This is a genomic window from Streptomyces sp. NPDC051963 (assembly GCF_044593495.1).
Taxonomy (GTDB): domain Bacteria; phylum Actinomycetota; class Actinomycetes; order Streptomycetales; family Streptomycetaceae; genus Streptomyces.
In genome coordinates, this window is the sequence record NZ_JBIUCC010000001.1 from 382,396 (window position 1) to 408,745 (window position 26,350).

A 26,350-nucleotide genomic window follows, 5' to 3' on the forward strand; every position below is an offset into this window, starting at 1 on the left:
TGATTTCCCCAATCATTCAGCGATTTCGAAGGATCAGTTGTCGCCGAGCGCCATGTGTACGAGGTCGTCGACGTTCAGCTCGGCGATCGTCATCTCTTCATCGGCGTCGTCCAGTGCGCCGGTCGCCGGTTCGCTGTCTTCGAGGGCGACCAGCTTGACCAGGGCATCCATCAATCCGGCGGCCCGGAACCGGGCCAGCGGGAGCGACACGAGTGCGTGCCGCAGTCGTTCCTCGTCCACGTCCGGAACGGCCGCGCCGCCGTCCGGGATCAATTCGCTGTGCAGATAGCGGCCAACCGTCTGCGGGTTCGGATAGTCGAAGACCAAGGTGGCGGGGAGTTTCAGACCCGTCGCTTCACGCAGCCGGTTGCGCAGTTCCACGGATGTCAGCGAGTCGAATCCGGTGTCCTTGAACGCCGTGTCCGCCCGTACCCCGTGCGGTCCGGCATGGCCGAGCACGATCGAGGCCTGGGCGCGCACCAGGTCGACGAGGGCCTTCTCCTGCTCCGCGGCGGGGAGTCCGGCAAGGCGCCGGATCAGCTCGCCGTCCCGGGCGGAACCCGTCTGCGCAAGCTGCCGGCCTGCGCGGACCAGGCCGCGCAGCATGTGCGGCACTTCCCCGCCTGCCGCGGCGTCGGCCCGCACTCCTCGCAGATCCAGCTTTGCGGGCACAAGCAGCGACTGGTCGGACCCCACCGCGGCGTGGAACAGCTCCATGCCCTCCGCAAGTGGCATCGCCTGGAGGCCGCCGCGCCGGTTCATCCGGGACCGGGTGAGATCGTCGGTGTTGGCCGCCATGCCGCTGGTCTGCTCCCACAGACCCCAGGCCAGCGAGAGCCCGGGCAGACCCGCCGCCCGCCGGGCCGCCATCAGACCGTCCAGGAAGGCGTTGGCCGCCGCGTAACTCCCGCTGCCCGCACCCATGAACACGGCCGACACGGAGGAGTAGACGACGAACGCATCCAGATCCAGGCCGCGAGTGAGCTCGTCGAGATGACGTACGGCATCCACCTTCGGCGCGAACACCCGCGCCAGGCGGTCCGGAGTGAGTGTTCCGATCACTCCGGCGTCCAGGACGCCCGCGGTGTGCACCACACCCCGCAGGTCCGGCAGCGAGGCCAGCAGGGCCTGTGCCTGGTCGCGCTCGGAGACATCGCAGGCCACGACCGAGACGGCCGCGCCCTGCTCGGTGAGTTCGGCGACCAGTTCCTGCGCACCCTCGGCATCCGGCCCACGCCGACTGGCGAGGACAAGGTGGCGTACGCCGTATCGGCTGACCAGGTGCCGTGCCAGCAGGGCTCCGAGCGATCCGGTACCGCCCGTGATGAGAACCGTCCCGTCCGGGCCGAACACCGCGTCGGCGTCCGGGACCTGACCGGAGACACGAGCGAGCCTCGGCGCCGACAACGTCGCACCACGCACCGCGACCTGCGGCTCACCACCCGCCAGCACCGCACCCAACACCGGCACCACACCGTCACCGGCGGCCGGATCCATATCGATCAGGATGATCCGGTCCGGGTTCTCCGCCTGCGCCGCACGCACCAGACCCCACACCGCCGCCCCAGCCGGATCCGACACCACACCATCACCGGCGGGCACCGCACCCCGAGTCGCCACCACAAGCCGGGACTCCTCAAGACCGTCCGCAGCCAGCCACCCCTGCACCACTCCCAACACCCGAGACGTCAGGGCCAGTACGGTGTCCTCACCACCGACCGCCTCCAAGACCGCCACCGCCGGAGCATCCAGGGCCGCCACCTCAACCGCCGTGGCAACCGGCACCCACGAGGGCTCCACCCCCAGCACCGGAGGCAACCCGATCCAGTCCACCTGGAACAACGAATCGACGGCCGCCGTCTGAAGCTGCTGGGTGGACAGCTCCCGCAGCACCAGCGAGTCCGCCGACACCACCAGGCCACCGGTCTCGTCCGCCGCCTCCAGCGACAGGGCACCGGACCCGCTGGGCAGCAGCCGTACTCGCAGCGCCGAGGCTCCTGCGGCATGCAGCTCCAGGCCGTTCCAGTCGAGCGGCTGGCGCACCGTGTCGCCGTCTTCCGTCGCCTCGGTGAACGTGTGGGCGTGCAGGGCGGCGTCGAGCAGTGCGGGGTGGATGCCGAACTTCAGGGCGTCCTTGCGCTGTTCCTCGGGCAGGGCGACCTCGGCGAAGACCTCCTCGCCGCGCCGCCACACCGCACGCAGGCCCTGGAACGCCGGGCCGTACTCATAGCCGCGCTCGACCAGACCGGGGTAGATGTCGCCGACTTCGACGGGCCGCGCGCCGGGCGGCGGCCAGGCGGCGAAGTCGAACTCCCCCGCACGGGCCGCGGGCGACGCCGACAGGAGACCCGCGGCGTGGCGCGTCCAGGCCTCGTCCTCACGCTGGGAGTAGATCTCCACGCTGCGCGAGCCGCTCTCGTCCGGTGCGCCGACGGCGACCTGAACTCGTACGCCACCCTGCTCGGGCATCACCAACGGCGCCTCGATCACCAGCTCTGCGAGGACGCCACAGCCAGCCTCGTCACCGGCACGGACAGCCAGCTCGACCAGTCCGGTACCCGGGACGAGCACCGAACCACCGACCGCGTGATCGGCGAGCCAGGGGTGCGACTTCAGCGAGAGGCGTGAAGTGAACAACAGCCCGTCGGAGTGCGGCAGTTGCACCACCGCACCGAGCAGCGGGTGATCGGCCGCAACCTGTCCCAGGGACGCCGCGTCGGTGCTCGCCGGCGCCGTCTCCAACCAGTAGTGCTGGTGGTCGAAGGCGTACGTCGGCAGCTCCACGCCGATCCCGGCAGACGGCAGCACGCCGGTCCAGTCCACGGGGACACCGCGCACGAACAGCTCGGCCATCGACGTAAACAGCCGCCGCAGGCCGCCCTCTTCACGGCGTAGCGAACCGCTCACCACCGCATCCGCGGTGTCGTCGACGATCTCGGTGATCGGCTGGACCAGCACCGGGTGCGAACTGACCTCCACGAACACGCCGTGGCCCTGGCTGAGGAGGTCGGTCACCGCGGGGCCGAAGCCCACCTGGCCCCGCAGATTGCGGTACCAGTAGTCGCCGTCCAGGACCCCCGCGTCCTCCACCCAGCCGCTCGTGACGGTCGAGTAGAAGGGCACCAGCGGCGCCTGGGCATCGATGCCGGACAGGGCCTCGGCGAGGGTGTCGCGGATGGCCTCCACATGCCGGGTGTGCGAGGCGTAGTCCACCGCTACCCGCCGCACCCGAACACCCTGACCGGACAAGGCATCCAGCGCCTCGTCCAGCGCCTCGGCGTCACCGGCGATCACCACCGAGGACGGCCCGTTGACCGCCGCCAGCTCGACCCGATCCGCCCACCGCTCTATGCGCGCGACTGCCTCGCTCTCGCTCAGCGCGACCGAGGCCATGCCACCCCGCCCGGCCAGCTGCGAAGCAATCGCCTGACTGCGCAACGCCACCACCCGCGCCGCGTCTTCGAGAGACAGCGCACCCGACACACACGCGGCAGCAATCTCACCCTGCGAGTGACCCAGCACCGCATCCGGCAGCACACCCACCGAAGACCACACCGCCGCCAGCCCGACCATCACCGCAAAGCTCGCGGGCTGAACGACATCCACCCGCTCCCAGAGCTCCGGAGCGGCGTCACCCCGCAGTACGTCGATGAGCGACCAGTCGATCCACGGCTCAAGGGCAGCCGCACACTCCGCGATCCGCTCCGCGAACACCGGCGACGAATCGAGCAACTCCCGCCCCATGCCGACCCATTGGGAACCCTGCCCCGGGAACACCCACACCACCTTGCCGGGCGGCACCGAGCCGACACTGCCGACCGCGACCCCGGGCGCGCTCTCACCCCGCGCGAGCGCGTTCAGCCCGGCGAGCGCCTCCTCCTCCGAGTCAGCCACGATCACCGCACGCTCACTCAGCAGCGCCCGACTCGACACCAACGCCCCGGCCACCGAGGAAAGCGACACCTCGCCGCCTTCGACGAACGCCGCAAGCCGCCCGGCCTGCCCCGCCAGCGACCCCTCACTCCGCGCCGACACCACCAACGGCACCACACCACCGGACACCACCGGCTGCTCTGCCGCCTCGGCGGGCGCCTCCTCCAGAATCAGATGCGCATTCGTCCCACTGATCCCGAACGAGGAGACCCCCGCCCGACGCGGACGGCCGCCGCGCGACCACTCCCGCGCCTCCGTCAGCAGCTCGATGGCACCGTCCGACCAGTCCACCTGAGTGGTGGGCTGCTCCGCGTGCAGTGTCGGAGGCAGCACGCCATGCCGCAGCGCCTCCACCATCTTGATCACACCGGCCACACCCGCGGCGGCCTGAGTGTGTCCGATGTTCGACTTCAACGAGCCCAGCCACAGCGGCTGTTCGCGGTCCCGGCCATACGCGGCCAGCAGCGCCTGCGCCTCGATCGGATCGCCGAGGACCGTACCCGTGCCATGGCCCTCCACCACATCCACGTCCGCAGGGGAAAGCCCCGCGCTGGCCAAGGCCCGCCGGATCACCCGCTGTTGCGAGGGACCGTTCGGGGCCGTCAGACCATTGGAGGCACCGTCCTGGTTCACCGCGCTGCCCCGCAGCACCGCCAGCACCTGGTGCCCGCGCTCCCGTGCCACCGACAGACGCTCCAGTACGACCAGGCCCACGCCCTCGGAGAGCACCGTGCCGTCGGCGCCGTCCGCGTACGCCTTGCAGCGGCCGTCGCCTGCCAGGCCCCGCTGACGCGACATGCCGAGCACGCCGATCGGCGATCCCATCACCGCGACGCCGCCGGCGAGCGCCATCGAGCACTCGCCCTGCCGCAGCGCCTGCGCGGCGAGATGCATCGCCACCAGCGACGAGGAGCACGCCGTGTCCACGGTGACGGCAGGGCCCTCGAAGCCGAAGACGTACGAGACACGGCCAGACGCCACGCTGCCGGCGGTGGCGGTCGTGGCGAAGCCTTCGAGTTCCGGGGGCAGGTGGGTCAGGGACTCGACGTAGTCGTGGATGGAGACGCCGGAGAACACGCCGATGTTGTCGCCCCGGGCCGCGGTCGGGTCGACGCCCACCCGCTCCAGGGCCTCCCAGGTGGCTTCGAGGAGGAGGCGCTGCTGCGGGTCCATCGCCAGTGCCTCGCGCGGCGAGATACCGAAGAAGCCCGCGTCGAAGAGGCCGGCTCCTTCCAGGAAGCCGCCCTTGGCGGTGTACGACGTGCCGGACTTGTCGGGGTCGGTGTCGAAGAGGCTGTCCAGGTTCCAGCCGCGGTCGTCGGGGAAGTCGGACATGCCCTCGCGGCCCTCGCGCACCATCCGCCACAGGTCCTCGGGGCCCGTCACCCCACCGGGCAGCCGGCACGACATCCCCACGATCGCGATCGGCTCGTCGGGATCCACGACGGCGGCCGGGGCCGCGCCGGGCACGCCTGCCACGGCCGTGTCGCCGAGTTCCTCGCGCAGATGGCGGGCCAGGGCCGCCGGGGTCGGGTAGTCGAAGATCAGCGTGGCGGGGAGTTTCACGCCGGTCGCCGCACTCAGCCGGTTGCGCAGTTCGACGGCGGTCAGGGAGTCGAAGCCGATGTCGTTGAATCCCCGGGTGCCCTGCGCCAGTTCGGGGCCGCTGAAGCCGAGTACGGCGCCCGCTTCGGCCTGGACGACGGACAGCAGGAGGCTCTCCTGCTCGTCCTGGGGCAGGCCGGCGAGCCGGCGGACCAGGGCGCTGCTGTCTCCGGCGGCCGCCCGCGCCGTGCGCCGGCCGGCGCGTACCAGGCCGCGCAGTAGGTGCGGGACTCCCCCGCCGGTCTCGGCCTGGGTGCGCAGCGTCCGCAGGTCCAGCTTGATCGGCACGAGGAGTGCCTGGCCCATGTGCAGGCCGAGGTCGAAGATGTGCAGGCCTTCGGCCGGTGTCAGCGCGAGGACGCCGCCGCGGCTCATCCGGGCCTGGTCGACGGCGCTGAGGTGGGCGGTCAGTCCGGTGCTCTGCTCCCACAGGCCCCAGGCCAGGGACAGTCCGGGCAGGCCCGCCGCGCGACGCCCGGCCATCAGTCCGTCGAGGAACGCGTTGGCGGCCGCGTAGTTGCCCTGACCGGCAGATCCCATGAGGGCGGCGGCTGACGAGAACACGACGAAGGCGTCGAGGTTCAGGTCCCGGGTCAGTTCGTCGAGGTGGCGTACCGCGTCCACCTTGGGCGCGAACACCGCGGCGAGGCGCTCCGGGGTGAGTGTCGCGATCACTCCGTCGTCCAGCACACCGGCCAGGTGCACCACGCCGGTCAGCGGGTGTGCGTCCGATATGGATGCCAGCAGCGTCTCGACCTCGCTCCGCCGGGAGACGTCACAGGCCACCACCGAGACGGCCGCGCCCTGCTCGGTGAGTTCGGCGACCAGCTCCTGCACGCCCTCGGTGTCCGGGCCACGACGTCCGGCCAGGACGAGGTGTCGTACGCCGTAGCGCGTGACGAGATGCCGGGCCACGAGGCCGCCCAGGGACCCGGTGCCGCCGGTGACCAGCACCGTTCCCTCCGGCACGAACACCCCGGGATCATCGGGGACTTGGCCGGTGACGCGGGCGAGCCGGGGCGCGGAGAGGGTGGTCCCGCGCACAGCGATCTGCGGCTCGTCGCAGGCGAGGACCGCGCCGAGTACGGCTGCCGGTCCGTCACCGGAATCCGGAGCGGCCGGGTCGGTGTCGAGGAGGACGATCCGGTCCGGGCTCTCGGCCTGCGCAGCGCGCACCAGGCCCCATACGGCCGCACCGGCCGGGTCCGTCACCACGCCGTCGCCGGCGGGCACCGCACCCCGGGTGGCCACGACGAGGCGCGACTGCTCCGGGCCGTCCGTGGCCAGCCACGCCTGCACGACACCCAGCACCCGGGACGTCAGGGCGAGTACGTCGTCCTCGCCGCCGACCGCCTCCAGGACCGCCACCGCCGGGGCTTCCAGTGCCGCTACCTCGTCCGCGGTGGCCACCGGTATCCACGAGGGCTCCGCCCCCTGTGCCGAGGGCAGCTCGGTCCACTCCACGCCGAACAGCGCGTCGCGGCTCCCGTCCGCAGCCGCGGCGTCCAGCTGGTCGGCGGAGACCGGCAGGGACACCAGCGAGTCCATCGTCACCACCAGGCCACCGGTCTCGTCCGCGGCGTGGAACGACAGCGCGTCCGGGCCGCAGGGCGCGACCCGCACCCGTAGCGCCGAGGCGCCCGCGGCATGCAGCACCAGCCCGTTCCAGGCGAACGGCAGCACCTTGCGGTCGTCGTCCGGGTTGGCGAAGGCGTTCGTGTGGAGGGCGGCGTCGAGGAGCGCCGGGTGGATGCCGAACCTGCCTGCTTCCTCGCGCTGTTCCTCGGGCAGGGCGACCTCGGCGAAGACCTCGTCGCCACGCCGCCACACGGCCCGCATGCCCTGGAACGCGGGACCGTAGGCGTAGCCGCGCTCGACCAGGTCGCCGTAGAAGTTCTCGACGTCGACGGACTGGGCACCCGGCGGCGGCCACGCGGTGAAGTCGACGTCGGCCGGCCGGCCGGGCGCCGGTGCCGACAGCAGTCCGGTGGCGTGGCGTGTCCATCCGTCCGTGCCGCCCTCGCCGGCGGCGTCCTCGCGCAGGGAGTACACGTCCACGGTGCGCGAGCCGGTCGCGCCCGGTCCGCTCACCGCGACCTGGACACGCACTCCGCCGCGCTCGGGCAGCACCAACGGCGCCTCGATCACGAGCTCTTCGAGGACGCCGTAGCCGAACTCGTCGCCGGCCCGGACGGCGAGGTCGACGTACACCGTGCCGGGGACGATGACGACGCCGCCGATCGCGTGCCCCGCGAGCCAGGGGTGCGATTGCAGTGACAGGCGTGAGGTGAACACCAGCCCGTCGGACTGGGGCAGTTGCACCACCGCGCCGAGGAGGGGGTGATCAGCGCCGGCCAGGCCGAGCGACGCCGAGTCCATGGCCGAGCCGCCCATCCGAATCCAGTAGTGCTGCTGGTCGAAGGCGTACGTCGGCAGGTCCACATGCGCCGACGTGGCTCCGGCGGGCAGCACCCCGGTCCAGTCCACGGGCACACCGCGCACGAACAGCTCGGCCATCGAGGCCGTCAGGCGGCGCAGTCCGCCTTCCTGGCGGCGCAGCGAGCCGGTCACGACCGCGCCGGCGGTGTCGTCGACGATCTCGGTGATGGGCTGGACCAGCACCGGATGGGCGCTGATCTCCACGAAGGCGCCGTGTCCCTGGCCGATCAACTCGGCCACGGCCGGGCCGAATCCGACCTGGCTGCGCAGGTTCCGGTACCAGTAGCCACCGTCGAGGATGCCGTCTTCCTCGACCCAGCCGTTCGTGACGGTCGAGTAGAAGGGGATCGTCGGCGCCTGGGCGCTGATCCCGGCCAGTGCGTCGGCGAGGGTGTCGCGGATCTGCTCCACGTGCCGGGTGTGCGAGGCGTAGTCCACCGCCACCCGCCGCACCCGTACGCCCTGGTCCTCCAGGGTGTCCAGGGCCTCGTCCAGCGCCTGGGCGTCCCCGGCGATCACCACTGAGGACGGGCCGTTCACCGCCGCGATCTCGACCCGGTCCGCCCAGCGCTCCAGCCGCGCGACGGCCTCGTCCTCGCTCAACGCGACCGAGGCCATGCCGCCGCGCCCTGCCAGCTGCCCGGCGATCGCCTGGCTGCGCAATGCCACGACGCGCGCCGCGTCGTCGAGCGACAGCGCACCGGACACGCACGCTGCCGCGATCTCGCCCTGCGAGTGGCCGACCACCGCGTCGGGCTCGACTCCCAGGGACGCCCAGACGGCGGCCAGGCCGACCATCACGGCGAAGCTCGCCGGCTGCACGACGTCGACCCGCTCCAGCAGCTCCGGCTCGGCGTCGCCGCGCAGCACGTCGATGAGCGACCAGTCCACCCAGCGTTCGAGGGCGGTCGCGCACTCCGATATCCGCTCCGCGAAGACCGGCGACTCGTCGAGCAACTCCCGTCCCATACCGGCCCATTGGGAACCCTGGCCCGGGAACACCCACACGACCTTGCCCGGCGTCCCCGAACCGGAGACGACACCGGCCGCGCTCTCACCTCGTGCGAGTGCGTGCAGTCCGGCCAGCGCCTCCTCGTCCGAGCCGGCCACCACCACCGCACGCTCACCCAGCACCGCTCGGCCCGTCACCAGCGCGCCGGCGACGTCCGTCAGCGACGCTCCGCCGGCACCGGACTCCACGAACGACGCGAGGCGTTCGGCCTGGGCGGCCAGGGAGGCGGGGGTTTCCGCCGAGACCACCAACGGCACCACTCCACCGGCCTCCGGCGGCTGCTGTGGCTCCCGGGCGGGCGCTTCCTCCAGGATCAGGTGCGCGTTCGTCCCGCTGGCTCCGAACGAGGACACTCCGGCCCGGCGCGGACGGCCGTTGCTCGGCCACTCCCGTGTCTCCGTCAGCAGCTGCACCGCGCCCGCCGACCAGTCCACCTGGGGGGTCGGCGCGTCCACGTGCAGGGTCGCCGGGAGTATCCCGTGCCGCAGTGCCTGCACGGTCTTGATGACACCGGCCACGCCGGACGCGGCCTGGGTGTGCCCGATGACGGACTTGACCGAGCCGAGCCAGAGCGGATTCTCCGGGTCCCGTCCCTGTCCGTACGTGGCGAGCAGTGCCTGCGCCTCGATCGGGTCGCCGAGGACCGTGCCCGTGCCGTGGCCCTCCACCGTGTCCACGTCGGACGGGGAGAGCCCGGCGCCGGCCAGGGCCTTGCGGATCACCCGCTGTTGCGCGGGGCCGTTCGGTGCGGTCAGACCGTTGGACGCGCCGTCCTGGTTCACGGCGCTGCCGCGGATCAGCGCGAGGACCTGGTGGCCGCGCTCCTGCGCCACCGACAGCCGCTCCAGGAGGAGCACACCCACGCCCTCGGCCCAGCTGGAGCCGTCGGCCCCGGCGGCGTAGGACTTGCAACGCCCGTCGAAGGCGAGGGCCCGCTGCCGTGCGAAGCCGACGAAACCACCCGGCGTCGCCATCACCGTGGAGCCGCCCACGAGCGCCATCGAGCACTCTCCGCGGCGCAGCGCCTGCGCGGCGAGATGCAGCGCCACCAGCGAGGAGGAGCACATGGTGTCGACGGTGACGGCGGGGCCTTCGAGGCCGAGGGTGTAGGCGACGCGTCCGGAGGCGACGCCGCCCGCGGTGCCGAGGGCGCGCTCCAGGCTGAGGAAGTCCTCGTAGCCGCTGAGGTCGGGGGCGTAGTCCTGGTGCACCATGCCGGCGAACACCCCGACATCGCTGCCGCGCACCGAGTGGGGGTCGATGCCGGCCCGTTCGAGGGCCTCCCAGGACACTTCGAGCAGCTGCCGCTGCTGGGGGTCCATGGCCAGTGCCTCGCGGGGCGAGATACCGAAGAACGCGGCGTCGAACTGGCCCGCCTCATGCAGGAAGGCGCCCTCGCGCACATACGTCGTACCGGGGTTGTCGGGGTCCGGGTGGTACAGGCCCTCGAGGTCCCAGCCCCGGTCCTCGGGGAAGGACGTGTAGACGTCGGCGCCCTCGGACACCACCCGCCACAGGTCCTCGGGGCTGCGGATGCCGCCGGCGTACCGGCAGGCCAGGGAGACGATCGCGATGGGCTCCGTGGCTGCGGCCGCGAGTTCGCTGTTCTCCTGCTGAAGCCGGGCGTTCTCCTTCAGCGAGGCCCGCAGTGCCTCGACGACCTGCTTGTCCGGCGCGGACATAACCATCCTCCACGATTCGTTCACCATCGGTGGTCAGCTCGTCTTGCCCAAAGCCCGTTGCACCAGATCGGCAACGTCCATTGCGTCGATCAGTTCCTCGGTGTCGGCGGCATCCGGCTCATCAGCGTCCGGGGCAACGCCGTCGTCGCCGTCGTCGCCGTTGTCGTCGGCGAGACCGAGGAGGGTCTCCAGGACTCCGGCCTCCTTGAACCGGGCGAACGGAACGGATGCCAGGACCTGCCTGAGGTCGTCCTCACGCACGTCCGAGCCGTCGTCGGCCTCCGTCAGCAGCTCGGCGCGCAGATAGCCGACGAGCGCCTCGGGGGTGGGGTAGTCGAAGATCAGCGTCGCGGGCAGCCGCAGTCCGGTGGCCGCGCCGAGGCTGTTGCGCAGGTTCACGGCGGCCAGCGAGTCGAAGCCGACCTCCTGGAACGCCTGGCGTGGACCGATGCCCTCCGCACCGCCGTGGCCGAGAACCGTAGAGGCATGGCTGCGCACCAGGCGGAGCAGAATGCGGTTCTGTTCGGTGTCCGAGACCGCCCGCAGGGAGTCCGCGAGGGATGCGGCGGCGCTGCTGTTGTCGCTGTCGCGCTGGGCGGCCTGAAGCACCGCCTTCGCCTCGGGCAGATCGGCGAACAGGGGGCTGGTGCGGACCGAGGTGAACGCGGGGATGAAGGCACCCCAGTCCATGTCGGCCACCGTCACGGACTTCTCGTTGCCCTGCACCGCCTGTTCCATCGCCGTCACCGCCAGCTGGGGTGCCATGGGCAGGACGCCGCGGCGGCGGAGTTGGGCGAGGGCCGCCTCGTCGGTGCCCACGCCGATCTGGTCGAGCGCACCCCAGGCGATCGACGTCGCCTTCAGCCCCCGGGCGCGGCGCCACTCGACCAGGGCGTCCAGGACGGCGTTGGCCGCCGCGGACGGTCCCTGACCGCCGCCGCCCCACACACCGGCGATCGAGGAGAACACCACGAACGCGTCGAGCGGCGTGTCCTCGAACTGCTCGTCCAGCCATACGGCGGTGTCCACCTTGGCCGCGAACACCTCGGCGAGATCGGCCACGCCGGTGTCGTCGATGGAGCTGGTCTGTGTGATGTCGGCGGCGTGCACCACGGCGGTCAGCGGCTGCTCCGCCGCGGCCACCAGGCGTGTGATCGCGTCCCGGTCCGCGTCCGCGCACGACTCGACCGTCGTACCGACGCCGAGCCCGGCCAACTCGGCACGCAGATCCGGCACGGCCTCATCGGGTGCGTGCGCGGTGGTGGTGACGACTAGTCGGTCGGCGCCCGCGAGTGCGAGCCGGACCGCGGCGTGCCTGCCGAGCCCCTCGGCGCCACCGGTCACCAGGACGGTGCCCCGAGTCTGCTTGCGGCCGTCGCCGGCCGTCGTCTCCGGCACGGGCTTGCGGACCAGACGCCGGCAGTACACGCCCGACCGCCGGACCGCGAGCTGGTCCTCACCGGCCGCGCCGTTCAGCACTCCGAGCAGGTACTGGGCCGTGCGCGCGTCCGTCTTGGCCGGCAGGTCGACCAAGCCGCCCCATCGGTCGAGGCGTTCGAGCGCGGCGGCCCGGCCGAGCCCCCACAGCGCCGCCTGGGCCGGAGAGGTGAGCGTGTCGTGGATGCCGATGTTCACCGCGCCTCTGGTCAGGCACCACAGAGGCCGGGTGACGTTGCCGTCCGCCAGGGCCTGGATCAGCGCGAGCGTCGACGCCGTGATGGAGAGGGGGTCCTGCGGGCCGCCCGCCGTCTGCTGGTCCAGGGCGAGCAGGGACAGCACGCCGGTCACATCGTGTTCGGCCGTCACCCCGGTCAGCCGCTCGGCGAGCCGGTCCCGGGTCCGGTCGGACTCACCGGCCTCTAGCAGGACCAGGTCGAGCCCCTGGCCGGTCAACTCCTCCAGGAGAGCGTCGATCGCGGTGTCGTCCGGACGCTCGGACGGTACGACGACCAGCCAGCGCCCGCTCGGCACACCGGCGGCTTCGCGCTCCATGGGCTGCCAGGTGACGTGATAGCGCAGCTTCTCCGCGGTCGACTGCTCACGCCGCTTGCCGCGCCACTGCGCGAGGACGGGCACGACCGTACTCAGCGCACTCCGCTCGTCGGCCGACGCCGTCTCCAGGAGCCCGGTGAGGGAGTCCAGATCGGAGTGCTCGACCGCCTCCCAGAAGTCGGAGTCCGCGCCTTCGGCGACCTGGTCGGTATCGCCGGCCGCTTCCGCCTCCTGAAGCCAGTAGCGCTGGTGATCGAAGGCGTACGTCGGCAGATCGACGCCTGCCGAGTCGATTCCGGCGGGCAGCATCCGGGCCCAGTCCACGGGTATGCCGCGCACGAACAGTTCGGCCATCGAGGCCAACAGCCGCCGCGGACCACCGTCTTCACGACGCAGCGAACCGGTGACCACCGCGTCCGGGGTGTCATAGACGATCTCGGTGATCGGCTGGACCAGCACCGGATGCGCACTGACCTCGACGAACACGCCGTGGCCCTGGCGGATCAGCTCGGCCACGGCCGGACCGAAGCCGACCTGACTGCGGAGGTTGCGGTACCAGTAGCCACCGTCCAGGACCCCGGCGTCGTGTATCCATTCGCCGGTGACGGTGGAGTAGAAGGGGAGCGTCGGCGCCTGAGCGCTCACGTCCGCCAGCGTTTCGGCGAGGCTGTCGCGGAGGTCCTCGACGTGCCGGGTGTGCGAGGCGTAGTCCACGGCCACCCGACGCACCCGAACACCGTCGCCAGAGAGTGCTTCGAGCGCTTCGTCCAGGGCCTCGGCATCACCGGCGATCACCACCGAGGACGGCCCGTTGACCGCCGCGACCTCGACCCGATCCGCCCAACGCCCAAGGCGTCCGATGGCTGCGTCCTCGCTCAAGGCGACGGAGGCCATACCGCCCCGACCGGCCAACTGCCCCGCGATGGCCTGGCTGCGCAACGCCACGACCCGTGCCGCGTCTTCGAGGGACAGCGCACCGGACACGCACGCGGCCGCGATCTCACCCTGCGAGTGCCCGAGCACCGCATGGGGCCGTACGCCGACCGAGGACCAGACAGCGGCAAGACCCACCATCACCGCGAAGCTCGCGGGCTGGAGGACATCAACCCGCTCCAAGAGATCGGTCTCGCCCCGCAGTACGTCGATGAGTGACCAGTCGATCCACGGCTCCAGAGCCGCAGCACACTCCGCGATCCGCTCCGCGAACACCGGCGACGAATCAAGCAACTCCCGGCCCATACCCACCCATTGCGAGCCCTGCCCCGGGAACACCCACACCACCTTGCCCGGCACCTCGGACCCACCCACCACCACGCCCGGCGCACTCTCACCCCGCGCCAACGCCTGCAACCCGGCAACCGCTTCCTCACCGGACTCGGCCACGATCACGGCACGCTCACTCAGCAGCGCCCGACCAGAGACAAGCGCCCCGGCCACCGAAGCAAGAGGCACGCTCCCGCCTTCGACGAACGCCGCCAGCCGCCCGCCCTGCCCCGCCAGCGAACCCGTACCGCGCGCCGACACCACCAACGGCACCACACCACCGGACACCGGCAGTTGAGGAGCCACCTCCTCGGGTGCCTCCTCCAGAATCAGGTGGGCATTGGTCCCACTGGCCCCGAACGAAGACACACCGGCCCGGCGCGGACGCTCACCACGCGGCCACTCCCGCGGCTGCGTCAGCAACTCCACCGCACCCGCAGACCAGTCCACCTGCGTCGTCGGCTCATCCACATGCAACGTCGCCGGAAGCACCTCATGCCGCAGCGCCTGCACCATCTTGATCACACCAGCGACACCCGCGGCAGCCTGCGTATGCCCGATGTTCGACTTCAACGAGCCCAGCCACAAAGGCTGTTCACGGTCCCGGCCGTACGTCGCCAAGAGCGCCTGCGCCTCGATCGGATCGCCCAGGGCCGTCCCCGTCCCGTGGGCTTCCACCGCATCCACATCCGCGGGGGAAAGCCCCGCGCTGGCCAAGGCCCGCCGGATCACCCGCTGTTGCGAGGGACCGTTCGGGGCCGTCAGGCCATTGGACGCGCCGTCCTGATTCACCGCACTGCCCCGCAGCACGGCCAGCACTTTGTGCCCGCGCTCCCGCGCCACCGACAGACGCTCCAGAACCACGACACCCACACCCTCGGACCAGCCCGTCCCGTCGGCCGTCGAGGAGAACGCCTTGCACCGGCCGTCGGCGGACAGGCCGCGCTGGCGCGAGAACTCCAGGAAGGCGTCCGGACTGGCCATGACCGTCGCGCCACCGGCGAGCGCCATCGAGCACTCGCCCTGCCGCAGCGACTGCGCGGCGAGATGCATGGCCACCAGGGACGACGAGCAGGCCGTGTCGACGGTGACGGCCGGCCCCTCGAAGCCGAAGACATACGACACCCGGCCCGACGCCACGCTCGCCGCCGTACCGGTCATGAGGTAGCCCTGGGCGTCTTCGGGCACCTGGTGGAGTCGGGTCACATAGTCGTGGTGGACGATCCCGGTGAAGACGCCGATGTCGCTGCCCCGGGTGGACTGGGGGTCGATGCCGGCCCGTTCCAGTGCCTCCCAGGACGTCTCCAGGAGGAGGCGCTGCTGCGGGTCCATCGCCAGCGCCTCACGCGGGGAGATCCCGAACAGCGCGGCGTCGAACTGCGCGGCCTCGTGCAGGAATCCGCCCGAGCGGGTGTAGCTGGTGCCGGGGTGGTCCGGGTCCGGGTGGTAGAGGCCGTCGAGGTCCCAGTCACGGTCGAGCGGGAAGCCGGACACCGCGTCCCGCCGCTCCATCACGAGGTTCCACAGTTCCTCGGGGCTGTCGGCTCCGCCCGGCAGCCGCGTGCTCATGGCGACGATCGCGATCGGCTCGTCGGAGGCCGTGGCGGTTGCCGGGGCGGACACCGCCGGCTGCTCGCCGAGCAGTTCGGCCAAGAGGTGGCCGACCAGCGTGCGAGGCGTGGGGTAGTCGAAGACGAGCGTGGCGGGCAGGTCGGCGCCGGTGAAGTCGTGCAGCCGGTTGCGGAGTTTGACCGCGCCGAGTGAGTCGAAGCCGAGGCTCTTGAAGGACTGTTGCGGGTCGAAGTCGAGCGCGTCCGGGTCCCGGTGGCCGAGCACGACCGCGGTGCTTTCCTTGACCAGGTCCATCACCACGCGCTGCTGTTCCTCGGCCAGGAGCCCGGCCAGCCGTTCGGCGAAGGCTCCGTCCGCCCCCGCGTTCCGCGCCGCCACGCGCCGGGCGGGCACGGGCACCGACGCCGGTGCGTGGGGCTGCGCGGGCTCGGCATCGTGCTGTCCGTGCACGGTGTCCAGGCGCAACGGGCCCAGTGCGGCAACGGGTTCGCCGGTCCGGTCGGCGAGCTCGACGAGGTGACGTCCACCCTCGGTGGGGGTGACCCGCACGCGCAGCGCCGTGGCGCCCTGTGCGTACACCGCCAGGGCCCCGCACTCGGACAGGTCGCGCGGCTCGGCTCCGTCTCCCAGGACGCGCAGCGCGGTGTCGAGGAGTACGGGGTGCAGTGTGAACTCGGCTGCTTCGTCGGCCAGTTCGTCCGGCAGCTCGATCTCGGCGAAGGTCTGTCCGGCCTGTTGCCAGACGGGGTACGTGCCGGGCGGGGATGCCGCAGTGTCCGCGGGCAGGGGCCAGGTCCGCAGGTCGAAGGCGGGCTGTGGCATTCCGGGGACGAGGACGGCGCGGGCGTGGCACGTCCAAGGGCCTTGCTCCGGGCCGAGGATGCGGCCGTGGACGGTGGCGTGGCGGCGGCCGTCCGGGTCCGGGCCGTCGACCGAGACCCGTATCTGGGCGTGGCCGTGCTCCGGGACCGTCAACGGCGTATCGACGACGATCTGTTCGAGGCCTGCGCACTCCACCTCGTCGCCGGCCCTGACGATCATCTCCAGGAGGGCGGCGGCCGGGACCCGGGTGGTTCCGAGCAGGCCGCGGCTGCGCGGCGAGAGGCGTCCGGTGAGGAGGACGCCGGTGGTGGCACTGTCGCCGGGTATGTCGATGACGGTGCCGAGCAGCGGGTGCTCGGCGCTGACGGCGCCGAGGGCTTCCGCGCCGCCGGCCGGCGTGGCATCGGTCTCGACCCAGTACCGCTGGTGCTGGAACGCATAGGTGGGCAGCTCGGTGCCCGTCATGGTGGCCGGCCGTTCGAGGACGGCCGTCCAGTCCACGGCCACTCCGCGTACGTGCAGTTCCGCGAGCGCCGTCAGGACTCCGGCGGGCTCGGTGCCGTCCTTGCGGAGCGTGGCGATGCAGCCGTCCTCCCGGGCGCCGGACGCGCCGAGTGCCATGGCGGCGAGGGCGCCGCCGGGGCCCAGTTCGAGGAAGGTGGTGGCGCCCTGTTCGCCCAGCGTGGTGAGGGCATCGCCGAACCGCACCGCGTTCCGTGCCTGGTCGACCCAGTAGGCGGGGGTGGCCAGCTGTCCGTCCCGGGCGTGTTCTCCGTTCAGGGTGGAGACGATCGGTATGACGGGTGTGGCGTACTCGACGGACTCCAGGACCTGCCGGAACTCGTCGAGCATGGGCTCCATCAGGGGTGAGTGGAAGGCGTGGCTGACGGTCAGCCGCTTGGTCTTCCGCCCGGCCAGTTCGGAAAGGACCGCCTCGACGGATTCGTCGTCGCCGGAGATGACGACGGAGGTGGGTCCGTTGACGGCCGCGATGACGGCCTGTCCGCGCAGGAGCGGGCCGACCTCGTCTTCGGTTGCTTCTACGGCGGCCATGGCGCCGCCGGCCGGGAGGGCCTGCATGAGGCGTCCGCGGGCGGCGACGACCCGGGCGGCGGCGTCCAGGTCCCATACTCCGGCCACGTGCGCTGCGGTGATCTCACCGATCGAGTGCCCGGCGAGGAGGTCCGGTCGTATCCCCCAGGACTCCAAGAGCCGGAACAGCGCGGTCTCCAGGGCGAACAGGGCGCCCTGGGTGTACATGGTGCGGTCGAGCAGTTCGCTGTCGGGCGATCCGGGTGCCGCGAGGACGACATCGCGCAGCGGACGTGCCGCGTGTCCGCGCAGGTGTCCGTCCACGGCGGCGCACGCGGCGGCGAAGGCGTCCCGGAAGACCGGGAACGTATCGGCGAGTTCGCGGCCCATGCCGGCCCACTGGCTGCCCTGGCCGGTGAAGAGGACGGCCAGTTTGCCCGCGGTCGGGGTGCCGGTGACGACCGCGGGGCTCGCTGTCCCCTCTCCGAAGGCGGTGAGGTCGGCGCGGAGCTGTTGCCGGTCGGATGCCAGGACGACGGCGCGGTGGTCGAGTTGGGCACGCTCGGTGGCGAGCGCGTGCGCGATCGCGGGGAGAGGTATGTCGGGCCGCTCGTCGAGGAAGCGGGCGAGCCGGTCGGCCTGGCCGCGCAGTCCGGCCGGTGTCCGCGCGGACACCGGGACGGGCATCAGCACGGGTGTGGGGGTGTCCGACGGGGTGGGCACCGGCTGGTCGGGGGCTTCTTCGATGATGACGTGCGCGTTGGTGCCGCCGATGCCGAAGGAGGACACTCCGGCCCGGCGCGGCCGGCCGCCCCGCGCCCAGTCGCGGGCCTCGGTCAGCAGCTCCACCGCGCCCGCCGACCAGTCGACGTTGGCCGACGGCCGGTCCACGTGCAGTGTCCGGGGCAGCACACCGTGCCGCATCGCCATGACCATCTTGATCACACCGGCGACACCCGCCGCGGCCTGGGTGTGCCCGATGTTCGACTTCACCGAGCCCAGCCACAGCGGCCGGTCGGCCGACCGGTCCTGGCCGTACGTCGCCAGCAGCGCCTCCGCCTCGATCGGGTCGCCGAGCGTCGTGCCCGTGCCGTGTGCCTCCACGGCGTCCACGTCCGAGCTCCGCAGACCGGCGTGGGCCAGGGCCTTGCGGATCACGCGCTGCTGCGAGGGGCCGTTCGGCGCGGTCAGGCCGTTCGACGCCCCGTCCTGGTTCACGGCCGACCCGCGGACCACGGCGAGGACGCGATGGCCTCGGCGGCGGGCGTCCGAGAGCCGCTCCACCAGGAGCAGCCCCGCACCCTCGGACCAGCCGGTGCCGTCCGCGCCGTCCGCGAACGCCTTGCACCGACCGTCGGGCGCAAGGCCGCGCTGCCGGGAGAACTCGACGAACGTCTCCACCGTGCCCATCACCATCACACCGCCGGCCAGGGCCATGGTGCACTCGCCGCGGTTGAGCGCCTGCGCGGCCAGATGCAGGGCCACCAGGGAGGAGGAGCAGGCCGTGTCGACCGTGACGGCGGGGCCCTCGAAACCCAGTTGGTAGGCGATACGGCCGGAGGTGACGCTGCCCGAACCGCCGGTGAGACGGAATCCCTCGACGCCGGACGCCTGGTGCATGCGCACGCTGTAGTCGTGGCTGTTGACGCCGACGAACACGCCGATGTCCTGTCCGGCCAGTGTCGTCGGGTCGATCGCGGCCCGTTCGAGGGCCTCCCAGGACGTCTCGAGCAGCAGGCGCTGCTGCGGGTCCATCGCCAGCGCCTCGTTCGGTGAGATGCCGAAGAATGCGGCGTCGAATCCGGCTGCGTCATCGAGGAAGGCGCCGTGACGCACGTAGGTGGTGCCGGCGTGGTCGGGGTCCGGGTCGAAGAGCCGGTCCGTGTCCCAGCCGCGGTCGTCGGGGAACTCGGTGACGGCGTCGACGCCGTCGGCGACGACGCGCCAGAGGTCCTCCGGGCTGTGCACCCCGGCGGGGAAGCGGCACGCCATCGCCACGATCGCGATCGGCTCGTCAGTCGTCCCGGAGGCGGCGGGGGCGACAGGAGCGGCCGTACGCTGCGCCGTGGCGCCGAAGAGCTTGGTGCGCAGATACCCGGCGAGCAGTGTCGGCTTCGGATAGTCGAAGATCATCGCCGGGGAGAGGGTGAGCCCTGTCGCGGCGACAAGCCGGTTGCGCAGTTCCACCGCGGTCAGCGAGTCGAAGCCGGCGTCCTTGAACGTCCGGTCGGCGCGGACGGCGTCCACGGAGCCGTGTCCCAGTACCTCGGCGGCGTGGCGCAGCACCAGGGCGACCAGCGCCTCGGTCTGCTCGGTGTCGCCGAGACCGGCGAGACGCTCCGCCAGGGAACCGGGGCCGGACGGGGCGGCGGTCCGGGCCACCGGCCGTGTCGCCGGTGCGAGACCCCGCAGCAGCGCCGGCAGGGGGCCGTCGGCCGCCGCCGCGCGCAGGGCCGGCACATCGAACTTCGCCGCCACCAGCGTGCCGTCCGTGCCCGTTTCGGTGGCCAGGGCGGCGTCCAGGAGGGCCATTCCCTCGGCGGCGGTGAGGCCGCCCATGCCGATGCGCTGGTTGCGTCGTAGATCCGCGGCGCCCAGGTGCTCGGTCATGGCGCTGACCGTCGACCAGTAGCCCCAGGCGAGGGACACGGCCGGCAGACCGAGCCGGTGCCGCTGTCGTGCGAGGGCGTCCAGACAGGCGTTGGCTGCGGCGTAGTTGGCCTGTCCGGGGTTGCCGAGGACGCCCGCCGCCGAGGAGAACAGCACGAACGCGGCGAGGTCCAGGTCCCGGGTGAGCTCGTGCAGATGCAGCGCCGCGTCCGCCTTGGGCCGCAGTACGGTGTCGACACGATCCGGGGTCAGCTCGGTGAGCACCCCGTCGTCCAGGACTCCCGCGGTGTGCACGACAGCCGTCAGCGGATGCTCGGCCGGTATCTCCCGCAGCAGGGCCTCCAGCCGGTCCCGGTCCGAGATGTCGCAGGCGACGATGGTGACGGAAGCGCCCAGCGCGGTGAGCTCGTCGTGCAGTTCCGGGGCGTCGCCGCGCCTGCTGGCCAGGACCAGATGGCGGACACCGTGCTCGGTGACCAGGTGCCGCGCCGTCAGCGCACCCAGCGTTCCGGTGCCGCCCGTGACGAGCACGGTGCCTTCGGTGTCGAGCGGGCGCGAATGCGACCCGGCCTCGGGAAGCGCGACGGGCACCCTGACCAGGCGAGGCACCTGGGCGACATGGCCGCGCACCCTCAACTGAGGTTCGCCGCTCAGGACCACGAGCGGCAACGCGGACCGTGCGTCGTCGTCGAGGTCCACGAGGACGATCCGGCCCGGGTGCTCCGACTGCGCCGAGCGCACCAGACCCCACACCGCGGCCGCGTCGAGCCCGTCGCAATCCCCGGTGACCACGGCCAGCCGGGTTTCCTCCAACGCGGGTTCCGCCAGCCACGACTGGAGCACGGCAAGGACCGCACCGACACCCGCGCGGGGGCCGCCTTCCGTGGGCACGGCCTGGGCGTCGTACAGCAGGACCTCGGGTGCACGCCCGTCCGCCCCGGCCACGGCCGCGACGTCCTCGCCACTCACGACGGACACCATGTCGAGGGAGCGGTCCACGGCAGGAAGCGGCAGTTCCGTCCAGTCGACCCGGAACAGGGAGTCGTGCGGCAGAGCGCCGGTGATCCCCGCCTGTTCGGGAGAGAACGGTGTGAACGGTGTCCCTCGAACGCTCTCCACTGTCATGACGGGCTGCCCCGTCGGATCGGTCAACAGCAGACATGTGCCCTCGGTCGATGCCCCGCCCTGGCGTACATGCAGCGCGGCGGCCCCCGACGCGAGGAGGGACACACCGGTCCACACGGACGGGAGCATGTCGCTCGGCACGGCCGTGCGGACGGCGGCGTCGAGGAGTGCCGGGTGCACCCCGTAGCGGCCCGCGTCACGGAGAGCGGCACCGTCCAGGGTGACTTCGGTGATGTCGGTGTCCAGCCCGGCGGCCACGGGCGTCTCACGGCCGGCGGGCGTCAGCGTGCCGTGCGCGTGGCGTGTCCATTCCGCGTCCAACGGAGCGTCCGCGGCTCGGGAGTAGATATCCACGGTTCGCCGCCGCGTCTCGTCGTCGGGCTCGCCGACGACGACCTGGATGCTGCGGCTGCCTTGTTGCGGCAGCACCACGGGTGTGTCGACGGTCAGTTCGTCGAGGACGGGGGCGGAGGCCAGGTCGCCGAGCCGGATGGACAGCTCGACCAGAGCGGCGCTCGGCACGACGACGACGTCGGACCGGAGGTGGTCCGCGAGCCAGGGGTGCGTCCTGAGCGACCACTTCGACGTGGCCATGAGGCCGCCCGAGTTCGGCATGCTGACGACCGCACCGAGGAGTGGGTGGTCAGCTCCGACGAGTCCGAGGGAGGTCGCGTCGATGGCGGTCCCGGTCGCCTTCAGCCAGTAGTGCTGGTGGTCGAAGGCGTACGTCGGCAGATCGACGCCTGCCGAGCCGATTCCGGCGGGCAGCATCCGGGCCCAGTCCACGGGTATGCCGCGCACGAACAGTTCGGCCATCGAGGCCAACAGCCGCCGCAGACCACCGTCTTCACGACGCAGCGAACCGGTGACCACCGCGTCCGGGGTGTCGTAGACGATCTCGGTGATCGGCTGGACCAGCACCGGATGCGCACTGACCTCGACGAACACGCCGTGGCCCTGGCGGATCAACTCGGCCACGGCCGGACCGAAGCCGACCTGACTGCGGAGGTTGCGGTACCAGTAGCCACCGTCCAGGACCCCGGCGTCGTGTATCCATTCACCGGTGACGGTCGAGTAGAAGGGGAGCGCCGGCGCCTGGGCAATGATGCCGTCCAGCTTTTCGGCGAGGGTGTCGCGGATGTCTTCCACGTGCCGGGTGTGCGAGGCGTAGTCCACGGCCACCCGACGCACCCGAACACCGTCGCCAGAGAGTGCTTCGAGCGCCTCGTCCAAGGCCTCGGCATCACCGGCGATCACCACCGAGGACGGCCCGTTGACCGCCGCAATCTCGACCCGATCCGCCCAGCGCTCCAGCTTGGTGACTGCCTCGTCCTCGTTCAGCGCCACGGACGCCATACCGCCACGCCCGGCCAACTGCGAAGCAATCGCCTGACTGCGCAAGGCCACGACCCGTGCCGCGTCTTCGAGAGACAGCGCACCCGACACGCACGCGGCAGCGATCTCACCCTGCGAGTGCCCGAGCACCGCATGGGGCCGTACCCCGACCGACGACCAGACAGCGGCAAGCCCCACCATGACCGCAAAGCTCGCGGGCTGGAGGACATCAACCCGCTCCAAGAGGTCGGTCTCGCCCCGCAGTACGTCGATGAGCGACCAGTCGATCCACGGCTCCAGAGCCGCCGCACACTCCGCGATCCGCTCCGCGAACACCGGCGACGAATCAAGCAACTCCCGGCCCATACCCGCCCATTGCGAGCCCTGGCCCGGGAACACCCACACCACCTTGCCCGGCACCTCGGACCCACCCACCACCACGCCCGGCGCACTCTCACCCCGCGCCAACGCCTGCAACCCGGCAACCGCTTCCTCACCGGACTCGGCCACGATCACGGCACGCTCACTCAGCAGCGCCCGACCAGAGACAAGCGCACCGGCCGCCGAAGCAAGAGGCACGCTCCCGCCTTCGACGAACGCCGCCAGCCGCGCGCCCTGCCCGGCCAGCGAGGCCTCGCTCCGCGCCGACACCACCAACGGCACCACACCACCGGACACCGGCCACTGGCTTGCCTCGTCCTCCGGCGCCTCCTCCAGAATCAGATGGGCGTTCGTCCCACTGGCCCCGAACGAAGACACACCAGCCCGGCGCGGACGCTCACCACGCGGCCACTCCCGCGCCTCCGTCAACAACTCCACCGCACCCGCAGACCAGTCCACCTGCGTCGTCGGCTCATCCACATGCAACGTCGCCGGAAGCACCTCATGCCGCAGCGCCTGCACCATCTTGATCACACCAGCGACACCCGCGGCAGCCTGCGTATGCCCGATGTTCGACTTCAACGAGCCCAGCCACAAAGGCTGTTCACGGTCCCGGCCGTACGTCGCCAAGAGCGCCTGCGCCTCGATCGGATCGCCCAGGGCCGTCCCCGTCCCGTGGGCTTCCACCACATCCACGTCCGCAGGGGAAAGCCCCGCGCTGGCCAAGGCCCGCCGGATCACCCGCTGTTGCGAGGGACCGTTCGGGGCCGTCAGGCCATTGGAGGCGCCGTCCTGATTCACCGCACTGCCGCGCAACACGGCCAGCACTTTGTGCCCGCGCTCCCGCGCCACCGACAGACGCTCCAGAACCACGACACCCACACCCTCGGACCAGCCCGTCCCGTCGGCCGTCGAGGAGAACGCCTTGCACCGGCCGTCGGCAGACAGGGCCCGTTGGCGGGAGAACTCCACGAAGTTGTCGGGGGTCCCCATCACCGCCACGCCGCCGGCGAGCGCCATCGAGCACTCGCCCTGCCGCAACGCCTGCGCGGCCAGATGCATCGCCACCAGCGACGACGAACACGCCGTGTCCACCGACACCGCAGGGCCCTCGAAGCCGAAGACGTACGACACCCGGCCCGACGCCACACTCGCCGCCAGCCCCGTGCTCGCAAAGCCCTCCAGCTCCGGCGTGACCGCACCGGTCCCGTACCCCTGGCCGAACAGCCCGGAGAAGACGCCGACGTCGGCGCCCTTCAGCGAGACCGGGTCGATGCCCGCCCGCTCGACCGCCTCCCAGGAGGTCTCCAGGAGGAGACGCTGCTGCGGGTCCATCGCCAGCGCCTCACGCGGCGAGATACCGAACAAGCCCGCGTCGAAGAGGCCGGCCCCTTGCAAGAAGCCGCCCTGATCGGTGTACGAGGTCCCCGCACGCTCCGGGTCGGGGTCGAACAGGCTCTCCAGGTCCCAGCCGCGGTCATCGGGAAAGTCGGAGACGGCGTCGACGCCGTCGACGACGAGCTGCCACAGCTCCTCGGGTGTGGAGACACCGCCCGGCAGCCGGCACGCCATGGAGACGATGGCGATCGGCTCGTCGGGGTCGGCGGCCATGACCGGCTCGGTGGCCGGTGCCGGCCTCGGGTCTCCGAGGAGCTCGGACCGCAGGAAGGCCGCGAGGGCCACCGGGGTGGGGTGGTCGAAGGCGATCGTGGTGGGCAGCCGCAGTCCGGTCCGCTCCGTGAGCCGGCCCCGCAGGGCGACGATGGCCACCGAGGTGAAGCCCAGGTCGCGGAACGCACGGTCGGCCGGGATCAGTTCGGGCCCGGCCTGGTTCAGCACCTCGGCGGCCTGCGCGCGGACCAGGTCCTCGAGGAGTGAGTGCTGTGCGGGTTCTTCCAGTGCGGACAGCCGGTCGCGCAGGCCGGCCGCGACGGCCTCGTCGGGCTCGCTCTGCGGGGCAGGTGTCCCGACGACCGTCGCCTCGTACCGCAGACGGCTCGGCTGCTCGGCCAGCAGGCGTCGCTGGGTCTTGCCCGACGCGGTCCGGGGGAGGCTCGTGACCTCGTGGATCCGTTCCGGCACCTTGTAGGCGGAGAGCCGCTCACGGCACCGGTCGATCAGCGTCGCGGGGTCGAACCCGTCGGGGCCGGGGATCACATAGGCGACCGGTACTTCGCCGAGCGTGTCGTGCGGTGCGCCGGCGACCGCCACGTCCGCGACGCCCTCGACGGTGCGCAGGACCGCCTCGACTTCCTCGGGGTGGATGTTCTCGCCGCCGCGGATGACGAGTTCCTTGATCCGGCCGCAGATGGCGAAGTAGCCGCCGCCGTCGCGCCGGGCCAGATCTCCGGTCCTGAACCAGCCGTCCCGTAGCGCCTCGGAGGTCGCCTCGGGGCTGTTGTGGTAGCCGGCCATGACGTTCGGCCCGCTGACCCAGACCTCCCCCTCGTCTCCCGTGGGGACGTCGGTTCCGGTGGTGGGGTCGACGATGCGGACCTCGACTCCCGGTACGGGCAGGCCGCAGGAACCGTCGGGCCCGGCGCCGTCCGGTGGGTTGATGGTGATGGCGCCGCAGGTCTCGGTGCTGCCGTAGGCGTCGACCAGCGGGACCCCGAAGGACTCCTCGAAGTCGCGGCGGAGGCCGGACCCGGTGACCGCGCCGCCGACCAGGCCGATACGCAGGCTCGGTGCGGAGAAGCCGCTGTGCCGGGCGGCCGCCACCAGGTGGTGGTAAGTGGTGGGGACGCCGGCCAGGAAGGTCGAGTCGGATTCGCGGAGGACCCGCATGACGTCCTCGGCGGAGCTTCCGTCCACGAGCCGGGCGGTGGCGCCTGCGACGGTGACGGACAGGACACACGCGATGTGCGAGAGGCTGTGGAAGAGCGGCAGCGGCCACAGCACACGGTCCTGGTCGGTCAGGCCCGGAATCGGTATGTAGCAGGAGGCAACGGACCAGAGGCAGTTGCGCTGCGTCGACAGGACACCCTTGGGCCGGCCGGTGGTCCCCGATGTGTAGAACATCCAGGCCAGGTCGTCCAGGCCGAGATCGTCCCTGGCGGGCAGGGGCGGTTCGGTGTCGGCGAGTCGGTCGTACGAGTGTGCTTCCGCCCCCGCCGGAACATCGCCGGTCACGAGCAGCACGGTCTCGGGCGCCACACCCGGCGTGCCCCTGAGGCGCTCCGCCCTGGCGGGGTCGGTGATGACCAGCGCGGTGCCGCTGTCGGCGAGGAGGTACTCCAGCTCGGCCGGCGCCGAGGCGGGGTTGAGTGGCACGCCGATGCCGCCGGCGCGCACGATCGCCAGGTAACTCTCCACGGTGGACACCGTGTTGCCGAGGCAGATGGCCACGCGGTCGCCGTGCTCGACGCCGAGGTGTGCCAGATGTCCGGCCAGTCTGCGGGTACGTGCCTCGAGGTCGCCGTAGGTGACCGCTCGCCGGTCGTCCTCGAACGCGACTTTGTCGGGGAAACGGGTCGCGTTCTCCAGGAGTACGACAGGAAGGGGCTTCATGAGGTCGGTGCGCACGGTCCCGCAAGTCCTTTCGGAG

2 protein-coding genes are annotated in these 26,350 nt (G+C 71.8%); both read right to left on the minus strand.

What is annotated here, in order from left to right; all coding sequences use genetic code 11:
* Positions 1–33: 33 nt before the first annotated feature.
* A complete protein-coding gene (locus ACIHFB_RS01600; protein WP_400124886.1) occupies positions 34–10,671 on the minus strand; it encodes an SDR family NAD(P)-dependent oxidoreductase in 10,638 nt (3,545 codons plus the stop codon).
* 33 nt (positions 10,672–10,704) lie between these two features.
* The gene (locus ACIHFB_RS01605; protein WP_400124887.1) at positions 10,705–26,328 is read right to left on the minus strand and encodes a type I polyketide synthase; all 15,624 of its coding nucleotides are present in this window, start codon (positions 26,326–26,328) and stop codon (positions 10,705–10,707) included.
* Positions 26,329–26,350 lie beyond the last annotated feature (22 nt).